Below are 13,582 nucleotides of genomic sequence, written 5' to 3' on the forward strand. Positions count from 1 at the left end.
CCATCGACCCCCGCCCCCACCCCGCCGCCCCCGTCCCGTCCGCCGTCGGCGAGGGACTCAAGGCCGCGTTCCGCGCGCACCCCGCCGGTGTCGCGATCATCACGGCTCAGGGCCCCGACGGACCGGTGGGCCTCACCGCCTCCAGCGTGTCGTCCGTGGCGGTCGATCCCGCCGCGATCATGTTCTCCGTCACGCGGGCGACCGGGAGCGCCGGGGCGATCCTGTCCGCGCCGAGCTTCGTGGTGCACCTGATCGACGACGAGCACTCCGACCTCGCGCAGAGCTTCGCCGTGAGCGGTGCCGAGCGGTTCACGTCGCAGCAGGGCTGGACGACGCTGCCGACCGGCGAGCCGCACCTCCCGGAGGCGAGGGTCGCGCTGCGCTGCCGCCCGCTGCACACCGTGCCCGTCGGCTCCTCGACGGTCGTGATCGCGGAGGTCCTGGAGGTGCTGCCGGGGCGACCCGCCCGCCCGCTGGTGTACGTGGACCGCCGGTTCCACGCCCTGCCGCACGTCCCCGCCGTCTGACCCCGACCGCCCGGCGGCGGTCCGGCCTGCCGTCAGGCGAGCGAGAGGAACAGCTTCTCGAGCTCGGGCAGGGAGACGCCGTCCTCCTCTTCCGGGCCGTCGAGGCAGTCCCTCATCGCGGTGGCGATGATCTGGAAGCCCGCCTTGTCGAGCGCGGAGGTGACGGCGGAGAGCTGCGTGACGACCGCTCGGCAGTCGCTGCCGGCCTCGACGGCCGCGATCACGGCGCCGAGCTGACCCTGTGCGCGCTTGAGGCGGTTGGCGATCTTGCGTTGCGTCTCGGCATCGGTGGTGGACATGGCGGCTCCCTGATCGTCGGCTGAGAACTCCATCATACCCCCGGGGGTATAGTGATGGATACCCACCGGGGTATCGAGAGGAGTCACCCATGTGCCGAGCCGTCCGTTGCCGAACCTGCGGAAAGACCACCTGGGCGGGATGTGGTCAGCACGTCGACGCCGTCCGCCAGACCGTACCGAGGTCGGACTGGTGCGGCGGACACGCCGACGAGCAGCCCACCGGCGGCTTCCTGTCGCGGTTGTTCGGCCGATGAGCGCCGCGCCCCTCACGGTCGTGATCGTCGGCGGGGTCGCTGGCGGGATGTCCGCCGCCACCCGACTGCGCCGACTGGACGAGTCCGCGCACATCGTCGTCTTCGAGCGCGGGCCGGAGGTGTCATACGCCAACTGCGGCCTCCCGTACTACGTGGGCGGGGTGATCCAGGACCGCGAGGCGCTGCTGCTGCAGACCCCCGAGTCGCTGCACCGCCGCTTCCGGCTCGACGTGCGCGTGCGCCACGAGGTCGTGCACATCGACACCGACCGACGCGTCGTCGAGGTCGAAGGGCCCGACGGGCAGCGGATGCGCCAGCCGTACGATCGCCTCGTGCTCGCCACCGGAGCCCGCCCGCGCCGCGACGAGCCCGACGCGGGACCGCCCGTGCGCAGCCTGCGCACGGTCGACGATGCCGACGCGATCCACGCCGCGGCACGACCCGGGCTGCCCGTGGTCGTGGTCGGCGGCGGTTACACGGGGCTGGAGGCCGTCGAGAACCTCGTCGCCCGTGGCGCCGCGGTCACGCTCGTGCAGCGCGGGCCCCAGCTGCTCTCCCCGCTCGACCCCGAGATGGTCGCACCGCTCGCCGAGGAGCTGCGGGTGCGCGGGGTGGACGTACGGCTCGGCGTCGAGATCACCGCGTCCGCGCCGGGTGCCGTGACCCTGAGCGACGGGACCGTCGTGGCCGCCGAGTTCGTGGTGGACGCGTCGGGAGTGGTGCCCGAGGTCGGGCTCGCGCGGGACGCGGGCATCCGGATCGGCGAGACGGGCGGGATCGCGGTGGACGACGCCTGCCGCACCAGCGCCCCCGACGTGTTCGCGGTGGGCGACGGTGTCGAGAAGAGCGACCTGGTGGGCGGCGGCCCCGCACTCATCACGATGGCGGGACTCGCGAATCGGCACGGCCGGATGGTGGCCGACCTCATCGCGGGCCGGGTCGAGGCTGCGTCACCGGCCGTCGGCACCGGCATCGTGGGCGTGTTCGGGCTCGCGCTCGCCAAGACCGGCTGGAGCGAACGGCAGCTCCGCGCCGCCGGTCGTGAGTTCTACGTCGTGCACGTGCACCCGGGCTCGCACGCGGGCTACTACCCCGGTGCGGAGACGCTGTCGATGAAGCTCCTGGCCGACCCGGCGAGCGACCGCATCCTCGGCGCGCAGGTGGTGGGTCGCGACGGGGTCGACAAGCGCATCGACGTGATCGCCACCGCGATGCAGGCGGGCGTCACGGCCGCGGGGCTCGCTCGGCTCGAGCTCGCCTATGCGCCGCAGTTCGGCTCGGCGAAGGACCCGGTCAACATGCTCGGCTACGTGGCCGAGAACACGCGCACCGGCACCACCCCCACCGTGCAGTGGCACGGGCTCGACGACGCCGTGCGCGCGGGGGCCGTGCTCATCGATGTGCGCTCCCCCGCGGAGCACGCGGCCGGCGCGATCCCCGGCGCGCTCAACGTCCCGCTGGACGAGTTGCGCGACCGCCTCGACGAGCTGCCGGCGGGGCCGCTGGTCGTCCACTGCCAGGTGGGGCTCCGCGGTCACATCGCGACGCGGCTGCTGCGGCAGCACGGACGCGACGTGCGCAACCTCGACGGCGGCTACCGCACCTGGCGTGACGGCACGGTGCGGTAGCGCGCCGGAGTCGCGGGGCCTCAGTCGCTGGCGAGCTTCGCGGCGAACTCCCGTTCCACGTCGACGTAGTGGTCGTCGGCCACGTCGTAGACCACCTGGTGGATCTCACCGCCCGTGAAGGCGAAGCGGTTGGGGTAGGCGGTGGTCACGGTGTCGCCCGAGTCGTAGCCGACGCTCAGTCCCTCGCCCGTGAGGGCGTAGCGGCCGAGCTGGGTGCGGATCGGGATCGACTCGACGGCCTCGTCGTCGACGTAGAGCGTGAGCGTGCCGAGCGCTTCGCCGTGGTCGCCGCTGCCCTCCTTCTCGAAGCCGACGCCGACGATGTGGCGGCCCTCGGTCGGCGCGGGGGTGCTGACCCGCTGCTCGGGCGGGATGCCGAGGAAGTTGTACACGAACGACAGCGTGCCGTCCTGCACGTACAGGCTGTAGCCGCCGAAGCGCGAGCCCTGGGCGACGATCACGCCCTCGGTCGCCGCGGTGAAGTCCACGTCGGCGAGGATCTTGAACGACACCTGCTGCGTGCGTGCGGCGAGCTGCTCCTGCACCTCGGTGGTCTCCGGGTAGTACGTGAAGCGGCCGTCGGCGGGCACCGGCAGGTGGTACTCGTACTTGATGAAGTCGGCGACGCCCAGGTCGTTCAGGGGCAGCACGTCGTACTTCTTGGCCTCTTCGAGCCAGAGCGCCGTGAGCTCCTCCAACTTCTCGGGGTACTGCTCGGCGAGGTCCACGGCCTCCGCCCTGTCCTCGTCGACGTGGAACAGCTGCCAGCGGTCCTCGTCGAAGTGCCCCAGGCCGATCGGGACGGGGCCGTGCTCGGCGACGGCCTTCCACCCCTTGCTCCAGATACCGCGCGTGCCGAGCATCTCGTAGTACTGCGTCTGCTTGGTGGTGGGGGCGTCCGCGGCGTCGAAGGAGTAGTTCATCGGCACCCCGGGCATCGGCGTCTGCTCCACGCCGTCCACGACGGTCGGCGCCTCGACGCCGCACGCCTCCAGGATCGTCGGCACGATGTCGGTGCAGTGGTGGTACTGGCTGCGCACCTCGCCGCGCGCCGTGATCCCCGCGGGCCAGTGGATGATCAGCGGGTCGGCCGAGCCGCCCGCGTAGGAGTAGCGCTTGAACATGCGGAACGGCGTGGAGAACGCCATCGCCCAGCCCGTCGGGTAGTGGTTGTAGGCGTCGGGCCCGCCGAGCTTGTCGATCATCGTCAGGTTGCGCGCGACGTCTTCGGGGTAGCCGTTGAAGAACAGGTTCTCGTTGATCGAGCCGTTCGGGCTGCCCTCGCCGGAGGCGCCGTTGTCTGCCGCGTAGATGATGAGCGTGTTGTCGAGCTGTCCCGACTTCTCCAGGTGCTCGATGATGCGGCCGACCTGCGCATCGGTGTATTCGCTGAACCCCGCGTACACCTCCGCGGTCCGCGAGAACAGCGCCTTCTCCTCGTCGGTCAGCTCCGCCCACGGACGCACGCTGTCGACCTCGGCGAACGTGCCGGGCGTCATCGGGTTCATGTCGGTCAGCTGCGTGCCCTCCGGCAGGATGCCGCGCTCGATCATGCGCGGCAGCACCCACTCGCGGTACGCCTCGTAGCCGTCGTCGAACATGCCCCTGTACTTGTCGATGTACTCCTGCGGGGCGTGGTGCGGGGCGTGGTTCGCGCCGGGGCAGAACCACAGGTACCACGGCTTGTCCGGGTTCGACTGCTTCGTGTCGCGCAGCATCCGGATCGCCTGATCCGCGAGGTCCTTGGACAGGTGATACCCGTCCTCGGGCTGGGAGGGCTGGTCGATGTAGTGGTTGTCGACGGCCAGATCGGGGTACCACTGGTTGGTCTCGCCGCCGATGAAGCCGTAGAACCGGTCGAAGCCGTGCCCGAGCGGCCATTCGCTGCGGTCCGAGCCGCTGGAGATCGCGTTGATCGGCACGTTGTGGTTCTTGCCGACCCAGTACGTGGACCAGCCGTTGTCGCGGAGGATGCGCGCGAGCGGCGCGTTCGACTTCGGGATGTGCCCGTTGTAGCCAGGGAACCCCGTTGAGGTCTCGGAGATCGTGGCGTAGCCGTTCTGGTGGTGCGTGCGTCCGGTGAGGAACGTCGACCGGGTGGGCGAGCACAGGGCGGTCGTGTGCCACTGCGAATAGGTGAGGCCGTTGTCGGCGAGGCGCTGGAGCGTGGGCATGTGGATGCGCCCGCCGTACGGCTCCCACGCCGCGAGACCCGTGTCGTCGAACAGGATCACCAGCACGTTCGGCGCACCCTCCGGCGCCTTGGTGAGCTCGTACGCCCCCCAGTCAGGCGTCGAGTCGCGGATGTCGAGTTCGATCTTCCCCTGGAACTCCCGAGCCATGATGTCTCCCTCCGGTCGAAACACGTGTCTGCTCGGCACGGTATCGAGGGCGCAAAGGGGGGGACAGGTGGCTCTCGCAGGATCACCAGGGTGATTCCCGCGGGGGCCGTCTCGGCCGCGGCGGGTCAGACCAGGCGGGCGGTCGTACCGCGCACGTTGAGCTCGTACGGCAGCGCGGCCGGAGGCCGTACGGCCTCGGGATCGGCGAGCTTCGCCAGGACGGCGTCCGCCGCGCGCTCGCCCTGCCCGAGGGGGAACTGGTCGACCGTGGTGAGGCGGAAGAACTCGCCGAGCTCGTGGCCGTCGATGCCCACGATCGACAGGTCCTCCGGCACGCGGAACCCGAGGTCGCGGGCGGCGAGGAGCGCCCCGATCGCCATCTCGTCCGAGGCGGCGAACACCGCGGTCGGGCGCGGGCCGGGGCGGCCCAGCAGCTGCTTCGCGGCCCGGTAGCCGCCCTCGACCGTGAAGTCGGCGGGCTCCAGGAACGCCGGCTGCAGCGGGATCCCGGCCGTCGCGAGGGCCCGCTCGAACCCGAGTCGGCGGTTGGTGGGGATGTGGAAGTCGAGGTCGAACTCGGGGTTCGCGCCGATGTGCGCGATCTGGGTGTGGCCGAGTCCGATGAGGTGCTCCGTGGCGAGCTGTGCGACCGCGACGTCGTCGACCGTGAGCGTGTCGAGCTTCGGGTTCGGGCCGCCGATCGCGATCACGGGCAGCCCGAGGTCGAGCAGCTGCTGCGTCTCGTCCTCGTCGAGCTCGATCGACACGGCGATCACCGCGTCCACGCGCTGCCGTCGCAGGAATGTGCCGAACACGTCACGGCGCACGTCCTCGTCGGCGGTGATGTTGTAGAGCGTGATGTCGTAGCCGGCGCGCATCAGTGCGGCGGACACCCCCGACAGCACCGTGCTGAAGAACCACCGGTCGAGGAACGGCACCACCACGCCGATGTTGCGGGTGCGGCCGGAGGCGAGGCTCGAGGCCCGCGACGACACCACGTAGCCGAGCGACTGCGCGGCCGCGCGTACGCGCTCGCGCGCCGACTCCGAGACCTGCCCTCGTCCGCTCAGCGCGCGGGAGACGGTGGCGGTGGAGACGCCGGCGAGCCGGGCGACCTCGTCGATGCTCGCCATGGGTCCTCCTGGGGTTCCTGTTCCGTCGCGGTCGCGCGCTGCGGGCAGCGTCTGCGACCGCGACGGGAACGGGCGGGTCAGGCCGCGGTGGTGTACCAGACGGCGGTGTCGACCGGCAGGTCGGGGCCGTCGAAGGGCTGGCTGCGCAGCACGATCAGGGCGCCGTCCGGCAGGGGGAGCGCGGCGGTGCCGAGGTTGGCGAGCACGTGCACCTCGCCGCGGCGGAACGCGACCGCGTCGGGCCCCGCGTCCTCCCACACGAGGGAGCCGGTGCCGAAGCCGTGTTCGCGGCGCCCGGCGAGCAGGCGCTTGTACAGGGCGAGGGTCGACGCGGGGTCGACCTCCTCCACGTCGCGCGCATGGGCCGCCCAGTCCGCGGGCTGCGGGAGCCACGACAGCCCGGTGTCGTTGAAGCCGAACGCGGGGGCCTCGGCCTCCCAGGGCAGCGGCACGCGGCAGCCGTCGCGGCCGTAGCGCTCGCCGTTGGTGCGGAACCACGTGGGATCCTGCCGGAACTCGTCCGGGATCTCCATGGCCTCGGGCAGCCCGAGCTCCTCGCCCTGGTACAGGTACGCCGAGCCGGGGAGGGCCAGCATCAGGGTCGTGGCGGCGCGGGCGCGCGCCAGGCCGATCGCGGTGTCGGGCTTGTCGGGCGTGTTCGGCCCGATGCCCTCGCCCTGCGGGTTCTCGGACGTGAGGGCCAGGCGCGAGGCGTGGCGCACGACGTCGTGGTTCGACAGCACCCAGGTGCTGGGCGCGCCGACCGCGCCGAACTCGTCGAGCGACTCGCGGATCACATCGCCCAGGGCCTTCGCGTCCCACTCGGTCATGAGGTACGGGAAGTTGAAGGTCTGGTGCATCTCGTCGGGCCGCACCCACAGCGCGGTCTCCTTGAGCGTCGGCATCCAGGCCTCGCCGCACAGCGCGCGGTCGCCGTCGTACTCGGCCAGCACGCGATGCCAGTCGCGGTAGATCTCGTGCACGCCGTCCTGGCCCCAGTAGGGCACGTTCGACTCGCCGCCGCCCATGGAGTCGGCGTCGGTGGGGGGCGTGTAGTCGGGCAGCCCCTCGGTCTTGATCATGCCGTGGGCCACGTCGACCCGGAAGCCGTCGACCCCACGGTCGAGCCAGAAGCGCAGGATGGAGCGGAACTCCTCCTGCACCTCCTCGTTGTTCCAGTCGAAGTCGGGCTGCGTGGCGTCGAAGATGTGCAGGTACCACTGGCCGGGCGTGCCGTCGGCCTCGGTCACGCGCTGCCACATGCCGCCGCCGAACACCGACTCCCAGTTGTTGGGCGGCAGCTCGCCGTTCTCGCCCCTGCCGTCGCGGAAGATGTAGCGCGCGCGCTCCGGGCTGCCCGGTCCCGCGGCGAGGGCCGCCTGGAACCACGGGTGCTGGTCGGACGAGTGGTTGGGCACCAGGTCGACGATCACGCGGATGCCGCGGTCGTGTGCGGCGGCGAGCATGTCGTCGAAGTCGGAGAGGGTGCCGAACAGCGGGTCGACGTCGCGGTAGTCGGCCACGTCGTAGCCGGCGTCGCGCTGCGGGCTCGTCATGAACGGGCTGAGCCAGATCGCATCGACGCCGAGCTCCTGCAGGGAGTCGAGCCGGCGCGTGATCCCCGGCAGGTCGCCGATGCCGTCGCCCGACGCGTCCGCGAAGGAGCGGGGGTAGATCTGGTAGATGACGGCGCTGCGCCACCACTCGGTACCGGGGGCTGCGAACTGTTCGAGCTGTGCCATGCGAACAGGCTACTGCAAACGCTTACACTCTCACCACCACGCGGATCGAATCGGTTCGGAGCAGTCCGCGTACCCGGTCGGTGGCGTGCTGTTTCCATCGACCGGCGGCTCCCGTCGCCGACAGCGGCCGGGCGATGGGGGCACGGTCACGGCGTGGGCATGCCGCCGTTCACGTTCAGCGTCTCGCCGATCACGTAGCTCGACTCCGGCGACGCGAGGAACACATATGCCGGCGCGAGCTCGGCCGGCTGCCCCATGCGGCCGAGGGGCGTGTCCTCGCCGAACTTCTCGATCTTCTCCTGGGGCTGTCCGTCGCTGGGCTGCAGCGGCGTCCAGATCGGGCCCGGCGCCACCGCGTTCACGCGGATGCCCTTCGGCGCGAGCTGCTGGGCGAGACCCTTCGTGAACGCGTTGATCGTGGACTTCGTGGAGGCGTAGTCGACCAGGATGTCCGACGGCGAGTACGCCTGGATGGACGTGGTGTTGATGATGGTCGACCCGGCGGGCAGGTGCGGGAGCGCGGCCTTCGTGATCCAGAACATGGCGTACACGTTGGTCTTGAACGTGTCGTCGAACTGCTCGTCGGTCAGGTCGGTCAGCGACTCGCGGTACACCTGCTTGCCGCCGTTGTTGACGAGGATGTCGAGCCCGCCCAGGGCGGCCACGGCCTCCGCCACGAGCGTGCGGCAGTACTCCGGGTCGCGCAGGTCGCCGGGGATCGTGGCGACCGTCGCTCCGGCGTCGCGGAGGAGCCCGGCGATGCGGCTCGCGTCCGCCTCCTCTTCGGGCAGGTAGGAGATCGCCACGTCGGCGCCCTCCCTGGCGAACGCGATCGCGGTGGCGGCGCCGATGCCGGAGTCGCCCCCGGTGATCAGGGCCTTGCGTCCGGTGAGACGCCCCGTGCCGCGGTAGGTGTCCTCGCCGAGGTCGGCCTTCGGGGTCAGGTCGGCGTCGAGGCCCGGCTCCGGCATGTGCTGCTTCTGCGGCTGGATGTCGGCGTAGAGCTCGGCGGGGTTCGTGAAGGTGTACTGGTCGCGGGACATGGTCGTCCTTTCCGGGGGATCGTGGACTGGCTCCCATCGTCGGATCGTTGCCGAGAGGCCGCAAACGCCTTGCACCCCCGGGTCGGCTTTGCTACACGCGCGGGCCCTCGCCATATCGCACGGGAGATGTGGACGAAAGGCTCTTCAGCGGCGTGTCGCGATCTGGCACATTCGGTACCGTGCCCCCCGCTCCGTCCCGTCCCCCGCGCCGACCGGGCACCGCTCGTGTCGTGTCGCCCCTGGTCGCCGTGCGCCGCTCCGCCCCGATCAGCGCCGTCGCCGCGCTCGTCGCCGCCGTGGTCCTGCTCGGCGCCGCACCCGCGATGTCGGACAGTCGGGCCCCGCGCGCCGAGACCGGAACCGACGTGACGGCCGACCCCGCGGCATCCGTCGCACTCGCCTACGAGTTCCTCGACGCCCGGGTGGACGAGTTCTGCGACGGCGCGGGCCACTGCCTCCCGCGCAGCTATCAGGGCGGCTTCTTCACCACCCCGACGTGGGACTTCACCCCCTCCTTCGTGTACGACGACGCGCTGGTCGTGATCGCCTACACGGCCCGCGGCCTGCCGGACGACCTGCGCCGCGCCCGCGCGATCGGCGACACCCTGCTGTTCGTGCAGGAGGAGGACCCGATCGGCGACGGGCGCACGCGCGCCTCCTACGAGCCCCACGGCATCCGTCAGGGGCGCGTCGAGATCACTGGGCCCGGCAGCTTCACCGGCAACCAGGCCTGGGTGGGCATGGCCCTCGCGCGCCTCTTCCACGCGACGGGCGAGCAGCGGTACCTCGACGGCGCGCTGCGCACCGCGAACTGGATCCAGGACAACACCGCTGACATGACCAGGGCGCCGTACGGCTACACGGGAGGCCAGACCGACACCGGGGCCTCCCTGGAGTGGAAGTCGACGGAGCACAACACCGACGTCGCCGGGTTCTTCGCCCAGCTCGCCCAGCTCACGGGCGACGCCGTGTGGGCGCAGCGCTCGGCCGTCGCCGCCGGATTCGTCGCCGCGATGCAGAGCGCGGACGGCCACGTCGACACCGGCACCCTGCTCGACGGCAGCACGGTCAACACCCGTCCCGTCCCGCTCGATGCGCAGACCTGGAGCGCGCTCGGCACGGGGGACGCCCGCTATGGTGCCGCTCTGGACTGGACGCTCGGGCACCTGATGGCCACGGACGGCCCGTACCGCGGCCCGTCGATCAGCGATGTGGACGTGTCCAAGGCGTGGTTCGAGGGCAGCGGGCACCTGGCACTGGCGCTCCGGCTGCGCGATGCCGCGGGCGACGCCGCCCAGGCCGACGAGCTGCTCGCGGACATCCGCCTGGCGCAGCGCGACGCGGTGAACGGCGACGGCAAGGGCATCGTGGCGACCTCGACCGACGGACTCGACTCCGGCTTCGGCGACCTCTACTACGCGAGCCTGCACACGGGCACGACCGCGTGGTACCTGCTGGCGGCAGCCGCCGACAACCCGTTCGCGCTTCCCGCGGCCGCCGCGTCCGCGGGCGAGTGACGCCGCTGCGGACCTGCTGGGCGTCCGTGCGTCAGAGGTCGCGCGGCTGAGGCTTCGGCGTGCGCCCGTGCGTCAGGCGGCGACGCGGGCGACCGCGGCGATCGCGCTCGCGAAGAAGCCCAGCCCGTCGACGCCGCTGCGCATGGCGGCGGTCGTGTCGGGGCCGAAGCCCGGCTCGGTGGCGTGCTCGGGGTGCGGCATGAGCCCCACGACGTTGCCCGCCTCGTTGGTGAGCCCGGCGATGTCGCGCAGCGAGCCGTTCGGGTTCACGCCTGCATAGCGGAACGCCACCAGGCCCTCGCCCTCGATGCGGTCGAGCGTCTGTTCGTCGGCGATGTAGCCGCCGTCGGCGTTCTTCAGCGGGATGACGATCTCCTGGCCGGTGCGGAAGGCGTTCGTCCACGCGGTGTCGGCGTTATCGACCGTGAGGCGCTGGTCGCGGCGCACGAAGTGCTGGTGGTTGTTGCGGATCAGTCCGCCGGGCAGCAGGTGCGCCTCGACCAGCATCTGGAAGCCGTTGCAGATGCCGAGCACGGGCAGGCCCTTCGCGGCGGCCTCCTTGACCTCGGTCATGATCGGGGAGAGGGCGGCGATGGCTCCGGCGCGCAGGTAGTCGCCGTAGCTGAAGCCGCCCGGCAGCACGAGGGCGTCGACGCCCTCGAGGTCGTGCGCGCCGTGCCACAGGGCGACGGGTTCGGCGCCAGCGAGGCGGACGGCGCGCTGTGCGTCGACGTCGTCGAGCGAGCCGGGGAAGGTGACGACCCCGATGCGCGTGGTCACTCGGCCACCTCGATGCCGACGACGTCTTCGATCACGGCGTTGGAGAGCACCTCGTCGGCGAGGCGCTTCGCCTCGGCGAGCACCTCCTCGGTGACCTCGCCATCGACCGTGAGCTCGAAGCGCTTGCCGATGCGCACGTCGGTGAAGCCGTCCACGCCCAGGCGGGCGAAAGCGCCGGAGACGGCCTTCCCCTGGGGGTCGAGCAGTTCGGGCTTGGGCATGACGTCGACGACGATGGTGGGCATGACGGCTCCAGGAGTCGCGGGTGGACGGGCGCCCCCAGTCTACTGCCCTCGCACCGGCGCTCCCCGCGGGGTCAGGCGGAGTGGAAGACGGTGTGCAGGTCGCCGATCGCGTCGCGGCCGCCGAGGCCGTCGATCTCGAACAGCACGGAGATCCCCGCGACGTGGCTGCCCAGACGCTCGACGAGCTGTCGGCCCGCGGCGAGGGTGCCTCCGGTGGCGAGCACGTCGTCGATGAGCAGCACGCGGGAGCCCGCCGGGAGGTCGTCGTGCATCTCGATCGTGGCGGTGCCGTACTCCAGGGCGTAGTCCACGGAGGCGGCGGGACGGGGGAGCTTGCCGGCCTTGCGGATGGGGATGAGGCCGACCCCGGCGGCGATGGCGGCGGCGCCGGCGAGGATGAAGCCGCGCGCCTCGATGCCCGCGACCACGTCGAACTGCCCGGCGAAGGGCGCGATGATCGCCTCGGTCGTGACCCGCAGCGCCTCGGCGTCGGCCAGGAGCGGGGTGATGTCGCGGAACACGATCCCGGGCTCGGGGTAGTCGGGGATGCTGCGGATGAGCGACTCGGCGCGGATGAGGGCAGGGGAGAGCGTGGCTTCGGGCACCGGTCAAGGGTACGCCGCGTTCCCGACTGCTTCCGCGCTTGACACCGTGGGAGCGCTCCCATATGGTTTCAGACCATGGCCGTGGGAGCGCTCCCACGCCATCCCGACGCACCACACCGCACGACCACCCACAAAGGAGTGAACTGTGAACACACGTGCCCGTACCCGGATCCTGGCGCCCGTCGCCCTGGCATCCGTCGCCGCCCTCGCCCTCGCCGGCTGCTCAGGCAACAGCGGCGGCGGCGACGGCGGCAGCGCCGACGACCAGGTCACACTGACCGTCACCACGTTCGGCACCTTCGGCTACGACGACCTCTACGACGAGTACGAGAAGGCGCACCCGAACGTGAAGATCGAGGCCACCAACATCGACACCGGCGGCAACGCCCGCACCGATGCGTTCACCAAGATCGCCGCCGGCTCCGGCCTCAGCGACATCGTGGCGATCGAGGAGGGCTGGCTCGGCGCGATCATGGACGTGTCAGACACGTTCGTCGACCTGCGCGACTACGGCATCGAGGATCGCAAGGACGACTGGGTGGACTGGAAGTACGGCCAGGCGACCGACGCCGAGGGCCGCGTGATCGGCTACGGCACCGACATCGGCCCGAGCGGCATCTGCTACAACGGTGCCGCGTTCGAGGCCGCCGGTCTGCCCAGCGACCGCGAGTCCGTCGCCGAGCTGCTGAACGGCGACTGGGACAACTACTTCCAGGTGGGCGCCGACTACACGGCCAAGACCGGCAAGGCCTGGTACGACCACTCCGGCTTCGTGTGGAACGCCATGGTCAACCAGCTCGACGAGGGCTACTACACCGCCGACGGCGAGCTGAACGTGGAGGGCAACGACGAGCTGAAGAAGCGCTTCGAGCTGCTGGGCGCCGCGACCGAGGGCGGCCAGTCCGCCGCGCAGACCGCGTGGGATTGGAACGGCGGCAAGTCGTTCGTCGACGGCACCTTCGCGACGTTCGTGTGCCCGGGCTGGATGCTCGGCGTGGTGCAGGGGCAGATCGAGGCCGGCGGCGGCGACGCCTCGACCGGCTGGGACTTCGCCGACGTGTTCCCCGGTGGCGCGGCCAACTGGGGTGGTGCGTTCCTCTCCATCCCGGAGACCTCGCAGCACAAGGAGGCGGCGGCCGAGCTCGCCGACTGGCTCACGCAGCCCGAGCAGCAGGTGAAGCAGTCCGCCGCCGCGGGCAACTTCCCCTCGACCGTGAAGGCGCAGGAGACCCTCGCCGCAGACGCCACCCCCAACGCGTTCTTCAACGACGCGCCAACCGGGGCGATCCTCGCCGAGCGTGCCAAGGGCGTCGTCGCGCAGTTCAAGGGCGCCGACGACTCCGTGATCCAGGAGAACGTGTTCGGTCCGGCGCTCAGCAGCCTCGACCGCGGCGAGACCGACACCCAGGGCGCGTGGGACCAGGCCATCGGCCTGCTGAACGAGCTGGTCGGCTGATCACCCGGGGC

12 protein-coding genes are annotated in these 13,582 nt (G+C 71.3%); 4 read left to right on the forward strand and 8 right to left on the reverse strand.

What is annotated here, in order from left to right; all coding sequences use genetic code 11:
- Window positions 1-2: 2 nt before the first annotated feature.
- Window positions 3-527: a flavin reductase gene (locus tag ACWGQ1_RS14995; RefSeq protein WP_452313224.1), complete on the forward strand. Its 525-nt coding sequence runs from the start codon at window positions 3-5 to the stop codon at window positions 525-527.
- Between the two features lie 32 nt (window positions 528-559).
- Here the strand turns inward: ACWGQ1_RS14995 and ACWGQ1_RS15000 are convergent, their stop codons facing one another.
- Window positions 560-826, reverse strand: coding sequence for a metal-sensitive transcriptional regulator (locus tag ACWGQ1_RS15000; protein ID WP_136036129.1), 267 nt, complete (start codon window positions 824-826; stop codon window positions 560-562).
- A 250-nt stretch (window positions 827-1,076) separates the two neighbouring features.
- On the opposite strand from ACWGQ1_RS15000, the gene ACWGQ1_RS15005 reads away from it, so the two are divergent.
- Window positions 1,077-2,708 (forward strand): FAD-dependent oxidoreductase, encoded by a 1,632-nt coding sequence (locus tag ACWGQ1_RS15005; protein ID WP_452313225.1) that lies wholly within the window; start codon window positions 1,077-1,079, stop codon window positions 2,706-2,708.
- A gap of 20 nt (window positions 2,709-2,728) precedes the next feature.
- Here ACWGQ1_RS15005 and ACWGQ1_RS15010 read toward each other — a convergent pair whose 3' ends face one another.
- The 4 genes from ACWGQ1_RS15010 to ACWGQ1_RS15025 form a co-directional block, all read right to left on the reverse strand.
- Window positions 2,729-5,050: a sulfatase-like hydrolase/transferase gene (locus tag ACWGQ1_RS15010; protein WP_452313226.1), complete on the reverse strand. Its 2,322-nt coding sequence runs from the start codon at window positions 5,048-5,050 to the stop codon at window positions 2,729-2,731.
- Window positions 5,051-5,175: 125 nt separating this feature from the next.
- Window positions 5,176-6,183: a LacI family DNA-binding transcriptional regulator gene (locus tag ACWGQ1_RS15015; RefSeq protein ID WP_247638226.1), complete on the reverse strand. Its 1,008-nt coding sequence runs from the start codon at window positions 6,181-6,183 to the stop codon at window positions 5,176-5,178.
- 77 nt (window positions 6,184-6,260) lie between these two features.
- Window positions 6,261-7,925, reverse strand: coding sequence for a glycoside hydrolase family 13 protein (locus ACWGQ1_RS15020; RefSeq protein WP_136036125.1), 1,665 nt, complete (start codon window positions 7,923-7,925; stop codon window positions 6,261-6,263).
- Between the two features lie 146 nt (window positions 7,926-8,071).
- Window positions 8,072-8,968 carry an SDR family oxidoreductase gene (locus tag ACWGQ1_RS15025; protein ID WP_136032784.1) on the reverse strand — a complete coding sequence of 299 codons (897 nt, stop codon included), beginning with the start codon at window positions 8,966-8,968 and terminating at the stop codon, window positions 8,072-8,074.
- 230 nt (window positions 8,969-9,198) lie between these two features.
- Here ACWGQ1_RS15025 and ACWGQ1_RS15030 point away from each other — a divergent pair, with 230 nt between their 5' ends.
- Complete coding sequence (locus tag ACWGQ1_RS15030) at window positions 9,199-10,485, forward strand: hypothetical protein (RefSeq protein ID WP_452313227.1); 1,287 nt, start codon at window positions 9,199-9,201, stop codon at window positions 10,483-10,485.
- Between the two features lie 72 nt (window positions 10,486-10,557).
- Here ACWGQ1_RS15030 and purQ read toward each other — a convergent pair whose 3' ends face one another.
- The 3 genes from purQ to ACWGQ1_RS15045 form a co-directional block, all read right to left on the reverse strand.
- Window positions 10,558-11,265: a phosphoribosylformylglycinamidine synthase subunit PurQ gene (purQ, locus tag ACWGQ1_RS15035; RefSeq protein ID WP_452313228.1), complete on the reverse strand. Its 708-nt coding sequence runs from the start codon at window positions 11,263-11,265 to the stop codon at window positions 10,558-10,560.
- Entirely contained in the window at window positions 11,262-11,510 is a 249-nt protein-coding gene (gene purS, locus ACWGQ1_RS15040) for a phosphoribosylformylglycinamidine synthase subunit PurS (protein ID WP_136045686.1), read from the reverse strand. Before purS ends, purQ begins: the two co-directional genes overlap by 4 nt.
- Window positions 11,511-11,581: 71 nt before the next feature.
- On the reverse strand, window positions 11,582-12,115 hold the full coding sequence (locus ACWGQ1_RS15045) for an adenine phosphoribosyltransferase (protein WP_452313229.1): 534 nt from the start codon (window positions 12,113-12,115) through the stop codon (window positions 11,582-11,584).
- A 145-nt stretch (window positions 12,116-12,260) separates the two neighbouring features.
- Here ACWGQ1_RS15045 and ACWGQ1_RS15050 point away from each other — a divergent pair, with 145 nt between their 5' ends.
- Window positions 12,261-13,571, forward strand: a complete 1,311-nt coding sequence (locus ACWGQ1_RS15050; RefSeq protein WP_452313230.1) for an extracellular solute-binding protein — start codon at window positions 12,261-12,263, stop codon at window positions 13,569-13,571.
- Window positions 13,572-13,582: the final 11 nt, after the last annotated feature.

Source organism: Microbacterium sp. NPDC055599, assembly GCF_053618975.1.